Source organism: Pseudoglutamicibacter albus, assembly GCF_031458175.1.
Lineage (GTDB): Bacteria > Actinomycetota > Actinomycetes > Actinomycetales > Micrococcaceae > Pseudoglutamicibacter > Pseudoglutamicibacter albus.
In genome coordinates, this window is sequence record NZ_JAVDXX010000001.1 from 681,237 (window position 1) to 696,999 (window position 15,763).

14 protein-coding genes and 4 tRNA genes are annotated in these 15,763 nt (G+C 59.0%); 6 read left to right on the forward strand and 12 right to left on the reverse strand.

The window, feature by feature from the left end; translation table 11 throughout:
- Window position 1: 1 nt before the first annotated feature.
- The 3 genes from J2S67_RS02950 to J2S67_RS02960 all read right to left on the reverse strand — a co-directional run bounded on the left by J2S67_RS02950 (window position 2) and on the right by J2S67_RS02960 (window position 4,330).
- Complete coding sequence (locus J2S67_RS02950; protein ID WP_377650339.1) at window positions 2-2,113, reverse strand: 3-hydroxyacyl-CoA dehydrogenase NAD-binding domain-containing protein; 2,112 nt, start codon at window positions 2,111-2,113, stop codon at window positions 2-4.
- A gap of 202 nt (window positions 2,114-2,315) precedes the next feature.
- The gene (locus J2S67_RS02955) at window positions 2,316-3,590 is read right to left on the reverse strand and encodes an HRDC domain-containing protein (RefSeq protein WP_310246152.1); all 1,275 of its coding nucleotides are present in this window, start codon (window positions 3,588-3,590) and stop codon (window positions 2,316-2,318) included.
- A gap of 80 nt (window positions 3,591-3,670) precedes the next feature.
- Complete coding sequence (locus tag J2S67_RS02960; protein WP_370977307.1) at window positions 3,671-4,330, reverse strand: DUF3000 domain-containing protein; 660 nt, start codon at window positions 4,328-4,330, stop codon at window positions 3,671-3,673.
- A 248-nt stretch (window positions 4,331-4,578) separates the two neighbouring features.
- Between J2S67_RS02960 and J2S67_RS02965 the strand changes: the two genes are divergently transcribed.
- Window positions 4,579-6,108: an ATP-binding cassette domain-containing protein gene (locus tag J2S67_RS02965; RefSeq protein ID WP_083289404.1), complete on the forward strand. Its 1,530-nt coding sequence runs from the start codon at window positions 4,579-4,581 to the stop codon at window positions 6,106-6,108.
- Window positions 6,109-7,190: 1,082 nt separating this feature from the next.
- Window positions 7,191-7,520 (forward strand): hypothetical protein, encoded by a 330-nt coding sequence (locus J2S67_RS02970; RefSeq protein WP_310246159.1) that lies wholly within the window; start codon window positions 7,191-7,193, stop codon window positions 7,518-7,520.
- Window positions 7,521-7,645: 125 nt separating this feature from the next.
- Here the strand turns inward: J2S67_RS02970 and msrB are convergent, their stop codons facing one another.
- A complete protein-coding gene (gene msrB, locus J2S67_RS02975; RefSeq protein WP_310246162.1) occupies window positions 7,646-8,062 on the reverse strand; it encodes a peptide-methionine (R)-S-oxide reductase MsrB in 417 nt (138 codons plus the stop codon).
- A 46-nt stretch (window positions 8,063-8,108) separates the two neighbouring features.
- On the opposite strand from msrB, the gene J2S67_RS02980 reads away from it, so the two are divergent.
- Window positions 8,109-9,314 (forward strand): alpha/beta hydrolase family protein, encoded by a 1,206-nt coding sequence (locus tag J2S67_RS02980; RefSeq protein ID WP_310246166.1) that lies wholly within the window; start codon window positions 8,109-8,111, stop codon window positions 9,312-9,314.
- Window positions 9,315-9,395: 81 nt separating this feature from the next.
- Here J2S67_RS02980 and J2S67_RS02985 read toward each other — a convergent pair whose 3' ends face one another.
- Both J2S67_RS02985 and J2S67_RS02990 read right to left on the reverse strand, forming a co-directional pair.
- Complete coding sequence (locus J2S67_RS02985) at window positions 9,396-9,830, reverse strand: SufE family protein (protein ID WP_035757603.1); 435 nt, start codon at window positions 9,828-9,830, stop codon at window positions 9,396-9,398.
- 12 nt (window positions 9,831-9,842) lie between these two features.
- Window positions 9,843-10,763 carry a sulfurtransferase gene (locus J2S67_RS02990; protein WP_035757605.1) on the reverse strand — a complete coding sequence of 307 codons (921 nt, stop codon included), beginning with the start codon at window positions 10,761-10,763 and terminating at the stop codon, window positions 9,843-9,845.
- Between the two features lie 307 nt (window positions 10,764-11,070).
- On the opposite strand from J2S67_RS02990, the gene zapE reads away from it, so the two are divergent.
- Window positions 11,071-12,114 (forward strand): cell division protein ZapE, encoded by a 1,044-nt coding sequence (gene zapE / locus J2S67_RS02995; protein WP_310246171.1) that lies wholly within the window; start codon window positions 11,071-11,073, stop codon window positions 12,112-12,114.
- 160 nt (window positions 12,115-12,274) lie between these two features.
- On the opposite strand, the gene J2S67_RS03000 is transcribed toward zapE, so the two are convergent.
- The 6 genes from J2S67_RS03000 to J2S67_RS03025 form a co-directional block, all read right to left on the reverse strand.
- Window positions 12,275-12,351, reverse strand: a tRNA-Gly gene (locus tag J2S67_RS03000).
- Between the two features lie 69 nt (window positions 12,352-12,420).
- Window positions 12,421-12,492 (reverse strand) — tRNA-Val (locus J2S67_RS03005).
- Window positions 12,493-12,516: 24 nt separating this feature from the next.
- Window positions 12,517-12,590, reverse strand: a tRNA-Cys gene (locus tag J2S67_RS03010).
- 48 nt (window positions 12,591-12,638) lie between these two features.
- Window positions 12,639-12,712, reverse strand: a tRNA-Gly gene (locus tag J2S67_RS03015).
- A gap of 210 nt (window positions 12,713-12,922) precedes the next feature.
- Entirely contained in the window at window positions 12,923-13,402 is a 480-nt protein-coding gene (locus J2S67_RS03020; protein WP_070506410.1) for a DUF3817 domain-containing protein, read from the reverse strand.
- Window positions 13,399-13,851, reverse strand: a complete 453-nt coding sequence (locus J2S67_RS03025) for a DUF2871 domain-containing protein (RefSeq protein WP_070506412.1) — start codon at window positions 13,849-13,851, stop codon at window positions 13,399-13,401. The genes J2S67_RS03020 and J2S67_RS03025 overlap by 4 nt, the downstream gene beginning before the upstream one ends.
- 280 nt (window positions 13,852-14,131) lie before the next feature.
- On the opposite strand from J2S67_RS03025, the gene J2S67_RS03030 reads away from it, so the two are divergent.
- Window positions 14,132-14,977, forward strand: coding sequence for a PD-(D/E)XK nuclease family protein (locus J2S67_RS03030; protein WP_310246174.1), 846 nt, complete (start codon window positions 14,132-14,134; stop codon window positions 14,975-14,977).
- Window positions 14,978-15,172: 195 nt separating this feature from the next.
- On the forward strand, window positions 15,173-15,760 hold the full coding sequence (def, locus tag J2S67_RS03035) for a peptide deformylase (protein ID WP_070506417.1): 588 nt from the start codon (window positions 15,173-15,175) through the stop codon (window positions 15,758-15,760).
- The last annotated feature ends 3 nt before the right edge of the window (window positions 15,761-15,763 follow it).

Below are 15,763 nucleotides of genomic sequence, written 5' to 3' on the forward strand. Positions count from 1 at the left end.
GTCACTTCGTGGATGCCGGTAAGCTCCACGCGCCGAACGCTTCACCGTTGGCGCGGGTGCTCGCACCAGACTGGTCAAGGAACGGGGTGATGCCGCCGAGGTGCTGCGGCCAGCCGGCACCTAGGATCATGCACAAGTCGATGTCTTGCGGGCCAGCTACAACACCTTCATCGAGCATGATGCGGATTTCAGTTGCCAGCGCATCGAGCACCGTTGTGAGCAGTTGATCCTTGGTGATCGATGCGTCCCCGCGTTCAAGCAAGGCCAGGTGCTCTTCCGGGATGAACTTCCGGCCCTTCTCGTCCTTCGACCAGATCGAGGTGATCTTGTTATCGATGAGCGTCTGTAGGTTCTTCGAAAGCGGGAAACGCTCAGGGAAGCTCGTGTTCAGCGTCTCAGCTACGTGCTGAGCAACCGGCAAACCGACCATCGCGAGCAGATCAAACGGGGACATCGGAAGGCCCAACGGATCCAACGCCGAATCCGCTTCGTGCGGGTCCATGCCCTGATCGAATGCGTCCATAACCAGACCGAGCAGCAACAACAGCAGACGGTTGACCACGAAGGCCGGTGCGTCCTTGACCAGCACTGCAGTCTTGCCGAGGCCCTTCGCGGCGGCGAACGCGGTAGCAAGAACCTGGTCCGAGGTCTCAGGCCCTCGCACAATCTCGATCAACGGCATCTGCGCTACAGGGTTGAAGAAATGGAAACCCACCAGACGCTCAGGATGCTCCAGGACCTCGGCCATCTCTTTGACCGAAAGCGAAGACGTGTTGGTTGCGAGGATCGCATCCGGGCGCACAATCTTCTCAACCTCACGGAAAACCTGCTGCTTGACGCCGATCTCCTCAAACACGGCCTCAATCACGAAATCAGCATCCGCGTAAACACCTTTATCGGTGCCAGCCGTGATGAGCTGCTGGATCGCGCGAGCGTCCTCTTCCTTCATCCGGCCACGTTCAACGTTCTTAGCGAGGTAACCGGCAACATGATCCAAGCCAGCCTGGGCCCGCTGCTCATCCATGTCCGTCATCACGACAGGCACCTGCAGCTTCTGAGCGAACACGAGTGCAAGCTGCGCGGCCATCAGCCCCGCACCGACCACGCCGACCTTCGAAATCTTCTGAGGCTCAACAGCCGGCACGCCAGCCGGACGCTTAGCGCGCGCCTGGAATAGCTCCAAGAACGAATAGATGGTGTTTTGGAATGCCGGAGTGAACATCAAACGCGCAAGCGTATCCACCTCAAGCTCAGCAGATTGCTTCTGCGTCATCGAACGGTTCGCATCCAGCGCATCAAGGAGAGCGGTCGGCGCAGGCCGGGTTTCAGCGTGCGTAGCTTTCTCAACAAGACCGCGCGCATACTTCAGTGCTGCATCCCAACGGGCAGAAACCTCAGGATCAGAGGGATCCTCGAGTTCGCGCTGAGCCTCAGGCGCTGTGCCATCCAGAACGGATGCCGCCCAATCCAGGGAGTCCTGCAGGAAATTCTCCGGCCCAAAACCAACATGAGCCCCGCCCATCTCAACAAGTTCGTTACCGGTAAGGAAACGGTTGCCCTTCAGCGGGTTCTCGAGCATGACCTTCAAACCGTTCTCGATACCCACGATGCGCGGGAAGCGATAGACGCCACCCCAACCAGGAATCAAACCGAGGCCAGCCTCCGGAAGCCCCAGCGCGCGTGTGGCTGTGTTGACGGTGCGGTACTTGAAAGCCAGAGCGGTCTCGAAACCGCCGCCCAGGGACTGACCGTTGATGAACGCGAAACTTGGAGCATCGGCATCAGCGATGACGTCGTAGGCCACGTGGCCGAGTTCTGCTAACCGGCGTCCGTCATCAGGATCCGAAAGGGTGCGGATGGTGCTGAGATCCGCGCCAGCAGCGAACGTGCGGCCAGTACCTGTGATAGCGATCGCGTCGATCTCACCGGCTTCGGCACGCTTGACTTGAGCTTCGGCCGCGCGGCCGATCTTCGCTAGGCCGGCAGGCCCCAAGGTTGCAGGATGTCCCTCTTTCTCTGCGACCATCGTCATGAGGGCGATGGTGTGGCCGCCAACCTCATGATCCTCAACCTCAACGTGGGTTACGATTTCGTTCGGGGCCGCCGAACGCAAGTCATCGAAACGTGCGAATCGGTCTGCGGTAGCTGAAGCGGAGTCGTTGGATGCAGCAGGGTTTTCGGTGGGGTTGACTGAATCGGTCACGTGAGTTCCTCCTAGGAAGCGGTTCAACCTCTCAACAGGAGGTTACCGCATAGTAGTGAGGTGGATCACATGCGGGGGAGGCTCGTGCTCAGCAGCGGGCCCGCTATGGAGTTTATGACGCGTCCGCAAGCGGTTCAGGTTCCAAGAACGCAACCGTGATCACGGCGGCTGTGCGGCGGATCTGCCATTCGCGGGCGTGCAGCTCACGCAATCGTTCGCTCACCGAATCAAGGGTGAGCTCCTCGGGCGGCTGCCACGAGATTTCTTTCAAAGTAGCGGGTGCCAGCAGGTTCTCGAGCGGCATCCCTAGCGCATCGGCGTCGCGTTCCAAACGCCAGCGCGCGGTCTGGTAGCGCTCGGCGGCATCAGGGAAGCGGTCATTCCAGGAGCGTGGGGGAGGCATCGTTGAGCGTCGCGCAGTCCGGGGAGGGAAACGGGTTGCGTTCCGAGCACGAGCAATAGCTGTGACCCAGCGGCGGGCTTCCTTTGAGGCTAGCCGGCCGCGGAAACCCTCAGTGCGCAACAGTGCCGGAACGGTCGCCGGGAGGTTCCGCGCCGCAGCGATAATCGCAGAATCCGGTAACAGACGGCCAGGCGCGCGGTCCTTATTTTGCGCAACCTTCTCGCGTTCTTCCCACAGTTCCTTAACCGCTAGGATCTGGTGCTTATCTTTCAGCTGATGCAAACCGTGGGTGCGCCGCCACGGGTCCTTCTTTGGTTGAGGCCCGGGTTTGAGACGTTCATACTCGAACTCCTCGAGCGCCATCTCCCACTTCTTTTGACCCCGAAGAAGCATTTCAAGCTGGTCCCGCAACTCGATCAAAACCTCAACATCGAGGGTTGCGTAATTCAGCCAATCTTGAGGCAAAGGCCGCACCGACCAGTCCGCCGCTGAATGCTCTTTAGCTAGACGCACACCCAGCATCGTCTCAGTGACATACGCCAGACCAACCCGAGGCAGGCCGGCCAAGCGGGCCGCCAGCTCGGTATCGAATAACTTATTCGGCTGTAATTCAAGCTCACGCAAGCACGGCAGATCCTGATGTGCAGCATGCAAAATCCACTCGGCATCAGCCAGCGCTTCATTCACGTCCAGAAGATCATCGAACGCTTCAGGATCAATCAAAAACGTCCCGGCACCGGCCCTACGCAACTGCACCAAGAATGCACGCTGACCGTAACGAAAACCGGACGCCCGCTCCGCATCGACCGCTACAGGGCCGTGCCCCTCACGTAAACTCGCTACCGCGTTATCTAATGCGGCGCGCGTGGAAATCACCGGCGGGATCCCGTCTGCAGGAGAATCAAGCAGGGGGAGAGTTGAAGGATCGCGCTCCGGGAACTGACCAGAGGCGAGAAGTGCTACCGGCGGGGGATCTAGCTTCATGGTTCTTCTTATCATACTGGCCGGTGACCAGATGAGGCATACTATGCCCGATGCTCAGGCTGCCTCAGCGGGGAACTTGCTTAGGTAAGGCGGACGTTGGGAAGCGGTGTAATCCCATCTTCGAGAGGGGGGAGCCCCGCGAACGAACAGACCATGTCACACCAGGCTTCAAGCTGGTTTTGTACGTTGTAGTTCCCCGGGGTCCAGGAGGCCCGAAGCTCGATGTTGACAGAGTCCGGCCGCTGTTGAAGATCGCCGAAGTTCTCGCTTAAGGCACGCGTCGCTGTCCCTCCGGCGCGGCGGTAGGGTGCGCCATGTTCCTCGAGGGCTTCAACCAGCCACGTCCAGGCGACAGAGGCGGCGAGCTGATCGTTACCCATCTCGCCATCAACTTCGGCGCGGATATAGGTCACGATGCGCATGGTGCCGTCCCATACCGTGTTGCCTTGCGGATCAAACAGTAAAATGAACCTGCCCGTGGCAAGCTCCGAGCTAGAGTCCGTTTCAGCGCTTGGAACAGCGCTTGAACCCTTGATGGTTTCGTCTTTAACGTCACCTTGAACGGCTGCGACATTCGCTTTGAGCGCGACCGCGTACGGGGCTAGACGTTTAGGTGCGGGGATCTCCTCGAGCGTCATCTCAGGACGAACCAGGGCGCGCTTCAGACCGTCCAGCACCATCGAAAATTCGTGCGGAACACCGGTTGACCTCAACCGTGTCGTGTCTGCGCTAAAACCCACACCGCTAGCTTATGGAACACGAAAATCTTTTGGTGACGGCACGCCGATAACGCTCAACCCGGGTCATCTGCCAGCGACTGTGCGTAACGCTTCCTGGCGTAGGTTAGAATTCAGTTATAGCATTCTGTCGTTTGTAGAGAACTCAAGAGAATCCAAGCTGTCAGCTGGCGTGGACGTCGACCATGCTCCGACGTCGACCACGTTTTGTTGCGCCATCACGGCAGTCTTGAAAGGTAGCTTCATAAACCATGCTCGACCAGGACTCCATCCTCTTTTCAACTCGCGGCCTCCAAAAGCGCCACGGCTCCAAGGACGCGCTTGTCGATATCAACCTCGACATCGCACGCGGCGAGATCATCGGCCTGGTGGGCCAGAACGGTGCCGGAAAGTCAACGTTGCTCAACGTCATTGGCGGCGCCTACAAGGCTGACGAGGGCGAAATGATCCTCGCGGGGGAGCCGTACAACCCCGATTCACGTGAGGCAGCCTTGGCCGCTGGAGTCAGTGCAATCCCGCAAGATTTCACAGTCGACCCAGAGCTCACGGTGGCCGAGGAGATCTTCGCCACCTCGTTCCAAGCCAGCGCTCCGTATGAAGAAAAAGTCAAGCAGGCTCAAGAACTGCTCGAAGCCGACGGGATCAACATCGACCCTAACGCGCGTCTAGGCGACCTCGCACGCGCTGAACAGGTCTGCGTGCGGTTGCTCCGCCTCTCCTTCGAAGAGTCTCACCTGCTGCTTCTGGACGAGATCACCGCGGTCTCCAATGACCTCGAGATCTCTGTGTTGCACGCCATCACCAACCGCCTGACCAAACAAGGCCGTTCTGTCGTCTACATTTCCCACCGTCTGGATGAGGTGCAGTCCCTCAGCGACCGCATCGTCATCATTCGTGACGGACGAATCTTCGGCGAACTCGAGCCAAGCGAATCCGGTGGCGCGCCCGGCATCGCCAACGCGATCTTCATGCGCGAGTTCGCCCCAGTTGAGCGGCCTACGGAGCTTGCAGATCCCGAGCCGCTGTTCGAGATCGAGGCGTTTGAAGCAAAGGGCGTCAACCCTGTCACGCTCACGGTCAACCGCGGCGAAGTTCTCGGCATCACGGGTATGCGCCGTTCCGGCCACATCGAACTCGGCGCGGCCATCGGCGGCCTCAACCCGTCGACCGGTGGAACGTTGCGACTCAACGGCAACGAGATCAGCATTCAGTCAACGGAGGATGCCACCAAGAACGGCATCGCCTACCTGCACGACGAAGACAACGCTCGCGGCATCACCAAGGATGACACGATGGCGAGCGCCACGATGCAGCCGATGGAAGGCACCTCTTTCGTTGAGGAAGCTAAGCGTTTCCGTGAAGTTGTGGCAACCATGCAGCGCCTCGACATCAGCGCGGTCGGCCCACACGAATCGATCGGTAACCTCTCCGGCGGTGACCAGCAGAAGGTAGCGCTGGCGAAGTGGCTGCAGGCTGACGCCGATGTTGTTGTGCTCAGCCACCCGACCCGCGGTGTTGACGTTGCCTCGCGTGAAGTGGTTTACGAAATGATTAGCGAAATCACCGGCCACGGTGGCGCTGTCATCCTGATCTCGAGCGACATGACCGAGGTGCTCGATAACTCGAACCGCGTAGCTGTCATGCGTGACGGTGACCTCATCGACGTGTACCCGAACGCGGGGCTCACGGAGGACATGCTGGTCATGATCGCTCTTGGCAGCCAGTGGAAGACGGGTGGCTCTGGCCGCCGTGCAGTATCGCCGAACGGCAACGATAGCTAGGTAGAACGATGGCTGGGTTCTTTAGCTGGTTCAAACGTGGCGGAGAATCGAGGGACGATGACCTCGACCTGCAACAACCGTACGCAGCTTCCGATGAACTCGACGAGACCGGTCTATCCTCTGGCGGTGCTGAAGGGACCTCCAACACATCAGCGTGGAGAGCACCCAAGCATCAGGACCGAAGCAGGGATGAGAAGCCACGGCGCAGGCCTGAACATGCAGCGTCCTCGCCAGATGAGGCTGATGCTTCATTCGACGATGTGCTGAAACACTCCGACGAGACGGAGCCAGGAGCACAACCACGGCCAACAAACCGGCAACGGCCAGTTGCGATGCCAAGGCCAGAGGTGAAGTCACGGCCGGCGCCCGCTTCACGGCCAGAGGCACGGGCTGAGTCAACGCCTGCAGATTCGAAGTCGGAACGGACGCCAGAACACAGGGCAACGCCTGAGCCGACTCACGAACCTGCAACGAGGCTAGTGCCGGTATCCGAAGCCGGCGCGAGGCGGAGGCCAGCACCTGGTTCCAAACCAGCGCCGCAGCCGAACCGTGATTCCGCACGCGAATCAGCTGCGACGCCGAAGCCTGCGGCCCAGCAGGAACCGAAGCCAGCGACAACGCCGAAGCCAACGACAGCGCCGAAGCCAACGACAGAGTCGAAGCCTGCTCCAGAGCAGAGGCAGGAGCAGTCACCGAGGCCGGAACGAAAACCGGATCCACAACCTAACGTAGAACCACAACCGAAACCGGAGCCGGTTCAAGAGGAATCGGTGGCTGCTGTCAATCCGCGGCCCCGTGACCGTTCGCGATACAACGCGCGTCATTCCGGTGGGTCATTTTTTGATAATTTACCTATCGGGGAGTCAGGCAGACGCCCCGAGTTGCGTGTCCTGGACGAAAATAAATTAGAAAAAGACAAAAGTCCGACGAGCGAAGACAACGCGTTCGCACCTGCTTTTGAAGACTCGACGGAGCCGACAGGCTCCGCCGTACGAAGCTCTGTTTCCGCGCAATCGGAAACGGAAACCGCGAGCACCGATGCAACTGACGGTGCCGCCCCAGGAAATGAAGGGAAGACGCCCATGGCACAACTTGACCAGACTGTAAACGAACTACTCTCCATTGACGGCGCAACTGGTGCCGCAATCGTTGACATCGACTCGGGCATGGCGCTCGCGTTCGGTAACTCGAACGTGGTTCGTGCAAAGATGAACACCATGAACGACATTGGTCTCAACGGCCGGATCGAAGACATCATGATCACGTTGAACGACCAGTACCACCTGGTCAACATCCTCGCCACTGAGGGCACCGCAGGCTTGTTCCTGTACCTGACCCTTGACCGTGCGAAGGCTAACCTGGCATTGGCCCGCCACAAGCTCAAGCAGGTTGCTAAGCAGGTTTCGGTCTAATACACGTTGGTCTAGTACCATCCGGGCCCATCGACTGCCTCGCCCTTTCGGGCGGGGCAGTTTTGTTTTGCTTCGTTTCACGGTGCTCTATATCCACACCGATGTCAGCTGCGTTTCTGAACGGGTCATGAGACCGGCTTCTGAACCAAGCAGATCGAATTGATGCAGTACCGCTGATCCGTTGGGGTGTTGAAGCCTTCACCCTCAAAAACGTGCCCCAAATGCGAATCACACCTCGCGCACCGCACCTCAACGCGGCGCATCCCTAACGAATCATCCACCAGATAGCGGATCGCAGAAGAATCCTCCGGCGCATAGAACGCTGGCCAACCGCACCGGGCATCAAACTTCGTGTCCGAAGAAAACAGTTCAGCCCCGCAACCGCGGCACGCATACACCGCCTCGGTGGCATCGTCTGTGTACGCGCCCGTTCCCGGCCGTTCTGTGCCAGCCTGACGCAACACAAGATACTCTTCACGGCTGAGCGCTTCACGCCACGCGTCATCGCCGCGGCCCAACGGATCGTCAACAAAGGAATGCATAGAGTCAGTCTACGAGGCGCTAGCCACAAGTGAGATGATGGGGTGCATGGGATTCGCAGCTAACAAGAAACTGCACAGAACCAACCACGCCGGCACGCCTAAATGGGCTGTCGCAGGGCTAGGAGCAGGAATCGTCGGGACCGGCGTGATCACCGGTTTAGGGTCCCTCTTCGCCCGTGCAGTCGTGACTCCTTCGCGAAACAACCCAGAGCCCGTGAAGATTCTCGGCACAGGCGAGGACCGCGTCGGCCAATACATCGATCTGCAATCCCGCGGCCCAGAAATCACAGCCCCCGGCCGTTACTCCTTGTGGTTCAACAACTACACCGGGCACATGAAGATCGGGGACATCGTCCCGACGCCGTCACGCAACAGTGTGCGCCGCCGCATCATCAGCATCGACCACGGCGACATCAGCCAGGCAACCAGCGGCAGCATTGGCGGCAACTACTACATCAACCCAGCGGATGCTGGCGTGCAGGCAACGCAAGTGTACGTGCCACTCACAGCTGGCCCTGCGCCGGCGTGGCTCGTTGAGGGCACCACCCACCCGGAAACGTGGGCGATTCTGATCCACGGGCGCGGAGCATCCCGGCTTGAAACCCTGCGCGGGCTCAAACCATTGAGTGAACTTGGCCTCACGGTGCTTTCCATGAGCTACCGCAACGACGGCGAAGGCCCGGAAGTCAACAACGGCCGCTACGGCTTAGGCGCGACCGAATGGCACGATGTGGATGCGGCTATCAGCTACGCGCTCAGCCACGGCGCCCAAGACATCGTGCTTGTGGGCTGGTCGATGGGCGGAGCCATCTCGCTACGCACCCTCGAGCTGTCGCGTTACCGGCACCGCATCCGTGCGTTGGCACTGACCGGCCCTGCAGTCGACTGGTTCGAGATCCTGCGGTATCAAGCGAAGATCAACAACATCCCGTACCTCTCGGGACGGATCGGGGAGTGGCTACTAGGCCAGCGTATCGGGAAGAAGCTCACCGGCCTGACCTCACCCATCGACCTCAACGCGCTGAACTGGGTTGAACGCGCCGACCAGATCACCACTCCTGTGCTGATCCAGCATTCCCGCGACGACCGGTTTGTGCCATACATTTCATCCGAACGGCTCGCGAAAAAGAACCCACGCTACGTCACGCTCGTACCATTCACACGCGCCGGGCATGTACGCGAATGGAACGTCGACCCACACAAATGGGAAACAACACTCAAAAACTGGCTCCAGAAAACTCTCCGGATATAAACGACAGCGCATATAAACGACAGCGCGCCCACCCGAAACGGGTGAGCGCGCTGTCACAGCATGAAGCACCGTGAAACACGGTCAAGTGTGCGCGAGTTCCTTCCGCACACGGTTCTTAATCCGCCCCAGCATCGCCGTCATCCCACGCAAACGCAACGGTGAAACAGCGCGCGATAAGCCGATAGTTGACGGGTAATCATCCGGGGTTGCAAGAACCTCCTCAGCCGGTAGCCCATGGAGGCCCTCAACCAACACGCCTGCGAAACCGCGCGTAGTAGGCGCCTCAGGCGGGGCCGTAATGAACACGCCCACCGTATGCTCGGCATCATCAGCGACCTCAACCGTCAAAAACACAGGGGACTGGCACTCAATCACCTGTTCAAGGTCAGCATCTTGGTAACGCTCAGGAAGCTCGGGCAGGTTATCTGAAAACTCGAGCAGCAACTCAAGCCGCTGCGGTTCAGGTAGCGCGTTGAAATCCTCTGCGATCTCTGCCAAAGCAGCTGGCAAAGCCATCGAAGCTCCCTCCTAAGCGCCGCGGACGGTAGAGCCAGGCTTCACGGTACCCGGCTGCTCACCCACAACAATCGGGACGCCCACAACATTGCCCCACTCAGTCCACGAGCCGTCATAGTTACGGACATTCTCGAAGCCGAGCGCGTACTTCAAAATGAACCACGTCAGCGCCGAACGCTCGCCAATACGGCAATACGCAATCACGTCATCGCCTGGTTTCAAACCGGCCTGATCCATGTAGAGCGCCTCAAGCTCAGCGCGAGGCTTGATCACCGAACCCTCACCAACTGCGCTTGACCACGGAACTGAAGCCGCCGTCGGAATATGGCCGCCACGCAACGCACCTTCCTCCGGATAATCCGGCATGTGCGTGCGCTCGCCCGTGTACTCCTGAGGGGAACGGACATCGATCAACGGGGTAGAACCGAGCAGTGAAAGAACCTCGGGCAAGAAGACACGCAACTTCGAATCATCACGGTCAACCACCGGATAATCCGTCGCCTCACGCTCAGGCACCTCACGCGTCAGTTCACGGCCTTCCGCAACCCACTTATCGCGGCCGCCATCCATCAAGCGAACATCCGGGTGACCAAACAACTCCAAAACCCACAGCGCATACGCTGCCCACCAGTTGGACTTATCGCCATACACCACCACGGTGTCCTCACGACTGATGCCCTTACGGCTCAACAACGCCGCCATCGCCTCACCATCGAGGTAATCACGGGTCACCGCATCGTTAAGCTCGGTATGCCAATCCAGCTTGACCGCACCCTCGATGTGTCCGGTCTCATACAGCAGAACATCCTCATCGGACTCCACGATCACAACGCCGGGCTTATGCAGATGATCCGCGACCCACTGCGTGGATACCAGCTTCTCCGGGTGCGCATATTGCGCGTGGCGAGCTTCCTCCGTTAAAACCTCTGACATACCTGAACGATCTCCTTATATTTTGTTCACGTTCGGACCTAGCGACAGCATTACGCTGACGCGGAAATGCACCTATCTTGAACAACCAGAATGGGTGCGCAATGATTCCCTTCCAGCCTAGTGACAAATAAAACACAGCTTGGATGTGGCGCACACAAAAGGAAACAAACGCCAGATTGCGTAAGATCACAGGCAGAGACATCGTTGAGAAAGTGCCTCGAGGAGCGGTTGCGAACGCAGGCGTGCATGCTGGCACATCAACTTGACGACGCATATGAGGCACTGCAACCTGAGGAAACGCATCTACGTGGCAACCATTCACAAGTTGACCGACATCACCCCCAACGTCGCCGCAGAGGCACTTCTAGACGGAATGCATCCGTCGTATCGGTTCGGGGAGGTCTCCTTCGACACCTACATCCCCGACCCATCCCAGCCGAGCCAAGCGGCCGCGGTGAAACGTCTGCAGGAGTTCGCAGAAACCGTCAACGCGGATGCCGCACCCGCCAAGGGCCTCAAGAAGCTGTTCGGCAAGAAGAAAAAGGCGAAGGGGCCGGCGGGTATCTATCTTGACGGTGGCTTCGGTGTGGGTAAAACCCACCTTCTGGCTTCGCTGTGGCATGCCACGGAAGGCAAGCGTGCGTTCGGCACGTTCGTCGAGTACACCAACCTTGTGGGCGCGCTCACCTTCCCGCGGGCGGTTGAGATCCTCAAGACCTATAACCTTGTGTGCATCGATGAGTTTGAGCTCGATGACCCGGGCGACACCGTCTTGATGTCCCGGTTGATGCGCGAACTGGCCGATGCCGGGGTCAAGTTGGCTGCGACATCCAACACGTTGCCTGGTGCGCTGGGGGAGGGCCGCTTCGCAGCCCAGGACTTCCAGCGCGAGATCCAAGTTCTGGCGGATCAGTTCGAGATCATCCGCGTGGACGGTGAGGACTACCGCCATCGTGGCCTGCGGGACGCTCCGGAGCCAATGAATGGCAGCGAGATATTGGCCTTCGCTGAGGAACGGTACCCGGATGCGCACATCGCCGAAGACGATTTCGGCGAGCTCGTAGAGCATCTATCGAAAGTCCACCCGTCGCGTTACCGCAAGCTTCTGAGCGATACCGATGTGCTGGTACTGCACAACGTCGAGACGATTACCAACCAGGCGATCGCTCTACGGTTTGTGGTGTTCGCAGACCGCCTATACGACAAGGATGTGCCGATCATCGCCTCCGGCGAATCTTTCGATCACCTCTTCACCGAGGAAATGATGGCCGGCGGCTACATGAAGAAATACTTCCGCGCAGTTTCTCGTTTGACCGCGCTGGTTCGCGAAGGCCAGGGCGCTGAATCCTAAACGAGCTTCCTAGCGTCTGGCGGGTTGCCGCCAGGCGCTAGGGGGCAGGCCGGTGCTAGACGGCAGGACGGTGCTGCGTGGTAGGGCGGTGCCGGGTGAGAGCTCTGCACCTTAACGCGTTAGGCCGGGAACATCGTTTGATGTTCCCGGCCCTCCTTTTTGGAGCGGACAACGGGATTCGAACCCGCGACCTCCACCTTGGCAAGGTGGCGCTCTAGCCAGCTGAGCTATGTCCGCACATGACAGTCCCGTTCGGTACTGTATTTATAGAAACCGTGGTTCAAGTCTGAAGAACCGCGGTTCTCGTGCGCGATACTGGGTTCGAACCAGTGACCTCTTCCGTGTCAAGGAAGCGCGCTACCGCTGCGCCAATCGCGCCTATATAGGCTACAAATCACTTAGTGGAGGTGGGGACGGGATTCGAACCCGCGTATACGGCTTTGCAGGCCGCTGCCTCGCCTCTCGGCCACCCCACCACATCCGTAGAACTACGGTGCCTATGACAGGCCAGCAAGTGGTTTGCGAGCGGACAACGGGATTCGAACCCGCGACCTCCACCTTGGCAAGGTGGCGCTCTAGCCAGCTGAGCTATGTCCGCACGTGGTGTCACCCGCAGTTAGTTTCCTGTTCGGAAACCGTTTCCGGTGTGATGCCAACGAGTGATTACTCTAGACCAGATTCTGCCTCGATGCCAAATCGGGGTCAGACCGAGTGTCTCAAGACCTGCGATATGCGCTGGCCGTCCCCAGAATGCCCCAGCTCACGAGTGAGCGCGCCGCCCGAGCAAAGCTGGCAACGCATCGTGCCGTTAGCTTCGAGGCACTGGCGGTCCAAGCCACAGCAACGCCACGAACAGCAACGCAACGAACGCAACCAACAGCACGGCCGCGAGCCACACATGACGTAAAACCCACGCCTGAACGTGCTCGATGAAACCTTTCGGTTCCTCACCTCCCGGCGCTAATCGCCATCCGCCCTTCAACAGGCCCCTGCGGTCTACGTAGAGGTCAAACGGCAGGGTTGCGAACGGGACGACTGCAAGCAACACACCCGTGAGGCCGATGCGGGCCGGCCACTTTTGGTTGACCCACACGAAAACAGTGGAGGTGGCATAGCTCAAGAACACGAACCCGTGGATGCCGCCGGCAAACGGCACGATGTTGGCGACATCGAGTGCGCGAAGGATCAGCGCGGTAATGAGCCCTGCCCATGTGAATATTTCTGCGATGGCGAAGGTGCGGAACAGCAGGCGAGGGCTGACAGGCTTGCTTGGTGATGTAGTGGTCATCGAATGGTCGCTCCGTTGGTGGAAGATGCAGCATCAATTTTAGGTGTGACTGCGCGGCGCACAGCCACAACAAAGACGATGAGGCCGGCCGAAATGGCGATGTGTCCCAAGCCTGCGATGCCGGAGATCATGGCCGAAGAGTCCCGGCCAAGTACGGTGAGGCTGCCGTGCCAGGTGAGCATCGCTGACGTCACAACGAGACCGGCGTTGTAGAGCCAGAAGAACCAGGCGAACAGTTTGGGGCTGTCAGAAATCGAGAAAACCTTCTCGACCACGAGAAATATGAGAAACCCCATGAAACCAAGCGCGAGCAAGTGTGTATGCACAACGCCAAGCTGCGTGAACTGGCCTTCTGGGAATTCGTTGATCTTGGTGAATTCACGGTAGAAAACGCCGGCGGTCAAGCCTGCGATCAAATAGATCAAGGATGCGTTCAGCAGCTTCTTCACGGTTCAGTTCCTTTCGGTTCCGGCGCTTCAGGTTCCGGCAGAGGCGCAACGGGTTCGGCCTTTATTGGGGTTCGGGAATGGGGTCCGGACTTTAACGTCATTCAACTTCTTTGAAGAGGCAGAAACATCGCGATCTGTGTTGAAAGTCAGCTCAACCTTTCGGTTGATGAGGTCGCGGTTTGCCGGTCCAGGTCGCGTGAACAAAGTGTCAGTGAGCAATGCCTCAGCGAGCAATGTGTCGGTGAGCAATGTGTCAGGGGTAGGTGACAAACTTGGGAGCATGACACAGCCATTGCTCGCGCATCAGACCTCCCTCGGGCGTATGTATTCACGCACCGTGGGCGGGCTCCCCGAAGTTCCCTCGATCACCACCGTGATTTCCCGCCACGCGGTGGATATGACGGGCTGGGCTGGGCATATGGCCGCAACCGCGGTCGTCAATGACGAGCGTTTACCAACGTCAGTGGGCAATAAGATCCAGCTCAAGCAGATTGCACGGCAGGCCTCTTCCGCGGCGGAGAAATACCGTGACGAGGCAGCGGCCCGTGGTGACCGGGTCCACAACTATGCCGAACACAAGGCTCTGCGTGAGCTTGGCCGCCCGCACGAGGCCGCACAGATGCGTGAAATCCTCAAAGAACACGGGGAAGGCGCCTACGCGGATCGTTTCGATGAATGGTGGGATCTCTTTGGTGTTCGGCCTATCGAACCGGAAGTCACTATCTGGAACCACACTGTCGGCTACGCCGGCACACTCGATCTGGTTGCCGAGATCGGGGGAGCGACCTGCCTGATCGACTATAAGACGCGCGGCACTACCCGGGATGGCCGTGTTAAAGCGCCAGACCCTAAGGTTGTGATGCAACTCGCCGCCGGCGCGCAGGCCGAGGAATATCTGAGCGATCCAGAAAAAGGGACGTGGGAGCCGTGGCCGTTCCCTAAAAACAGTGTTCTGCTCGCCGTGGCTCTCGGTGAAACTGAGGTGCTACCGATGCGGGCCCAGCCTCACAGCCTCGAAAACGCGTGGAAAAGGTTCTGGGCTCTACGCCAAGTATGGGAAACCGAATCCGTGGCCTTCAGCGCAGCCGCAGAACTTCAGCCCGTCCCGCCACCAGCTACTCGGTAGTCACAACACGTACTGGGCGTAACACGTGAGCGGTCAGGCCGGACTGTCGCCCGCCAATCTCACGGTTTTCTCACATACGATGGAAAGCAAACAGCGGAGGGTAAGCACCGCTTCCGCGCCGCATTCGTTGAGCGACAAACATTCATTGAGCAACGCACGTTTTTGAGCGAAGAACATTTCAGAAAGAGGGGAAGCGTGACAGTTCACGCGATTCGTACAGTAGGGGACCCGGTCCTACGGACAGCGGCGGAGCCCGTCACTGTTTTCGATTCATCTTTAGCCTCGCTGGCCCGAGACATGCACGAGACCATGAACAAGGTCAACGGTGTGGGCCTAGCAGGACCACAGATCGGCATCAGCAAACGCATCTTCACCTACAATATCGACGGACACCAAGGCACAGTGTGCAATCCGGTTCTTGAGATCCTGGACGAAGAAACCATCGAAGACGATCGCACGATCGAAGGCTGCCTATCGGTACCAGGGATCCAGATGCCGCTGGCACGCCCCAGGAAAGTCCGGCTCACCGGCGTCGATGTCACTGGCGAGGAAGTAGAGATCATCGCCGAGGGCCTGCTTGCGCGTTGCTTCCAACACGAAACCGATCATCTCAACGGCAGACTCTTCATCGATCGGCTCACAGGAGACGACCGCCGCCGCGCACAACAACAGCTGCGCCACAAAGCCTTCCAAAGCAACGTCGACCACGTGCAAGACCAACGTGCCGCCACCATCGGCAGCGCCTTCTCAAACAAAACCGGTAACTCATTCCTCAGGAGCTGATGC

What these genes read in the sequence shown, in the direction of transcription:
- J2S67_RS02970 (WP_310246159.1), top strand. Translation starts at nt 7,191, where the DNA reads ATGGCACAACTTGACCAGACTGTAAACGAACTACTCTCCATTGACGGC.
- msrB (WP_310246162.1), bottom strand. Translation starts at nt 8,062, where the DNA reads ATGCATTCCTTTGTTGACGATCCGTTGGGCCGCGGCGATGACGCGTGG.
- J2S67_RS02980 (WP_310246166.1), top strand. Translation starts at nt 8,109, where the DNA reads ATGGGATTCGCAGCTAACAAGAAACTGCACAGAACCAACCACGCCGGC.
- J2S67_RS02965 (WP_083289404.1), top strand. Translation starts at nt 4,579, where the DNA reads ATGCTCGACCAGGACTCCATCCTCTTTTCAACTCGCGGCCTCCAAAAG.
- J2S67_RS02985 (WP_035757603.1), bottom strand. Translation starts at nt 9,830, where the DNA reads ATGGCTTTGCCAGCTGCTTTGGCAGAGATCGCAGAGGATTTCAACGCG.
- J2S67_RS03030 (WP_310246174.1), top strand. Translation starts at nt 14,132, where the DNA reads ATGACACAGCCATTGCTCGCGCATCAGACCTCCCTCGGGCGTATGTAT.
- J2S67_RS02955 (WP_310246152.1), bottom strand. Translation starts at nt 3,590, where the DNA reads ATGAAGCTAGATCCCCCGCCGGTAGCACTTCTCGCCTCTGGTCAGTTC.
- J2S67_RS02990 (WP_035757605.1), bottom strand. Translation starts at nt 10,763, where the DNA reads ATGTCAGAGGTTTTAACGGAGGAAGCTCGCCACGCGCAATATGCGCAC.
- J2S67_RS03020 (WP_070506410.1), bottom strand. Translation starts at nt 13,402, where the DNA reads ATGACCACTACATCACCAAGCAAGCCTGTCAGCCCTCGCCTGCTGTTC.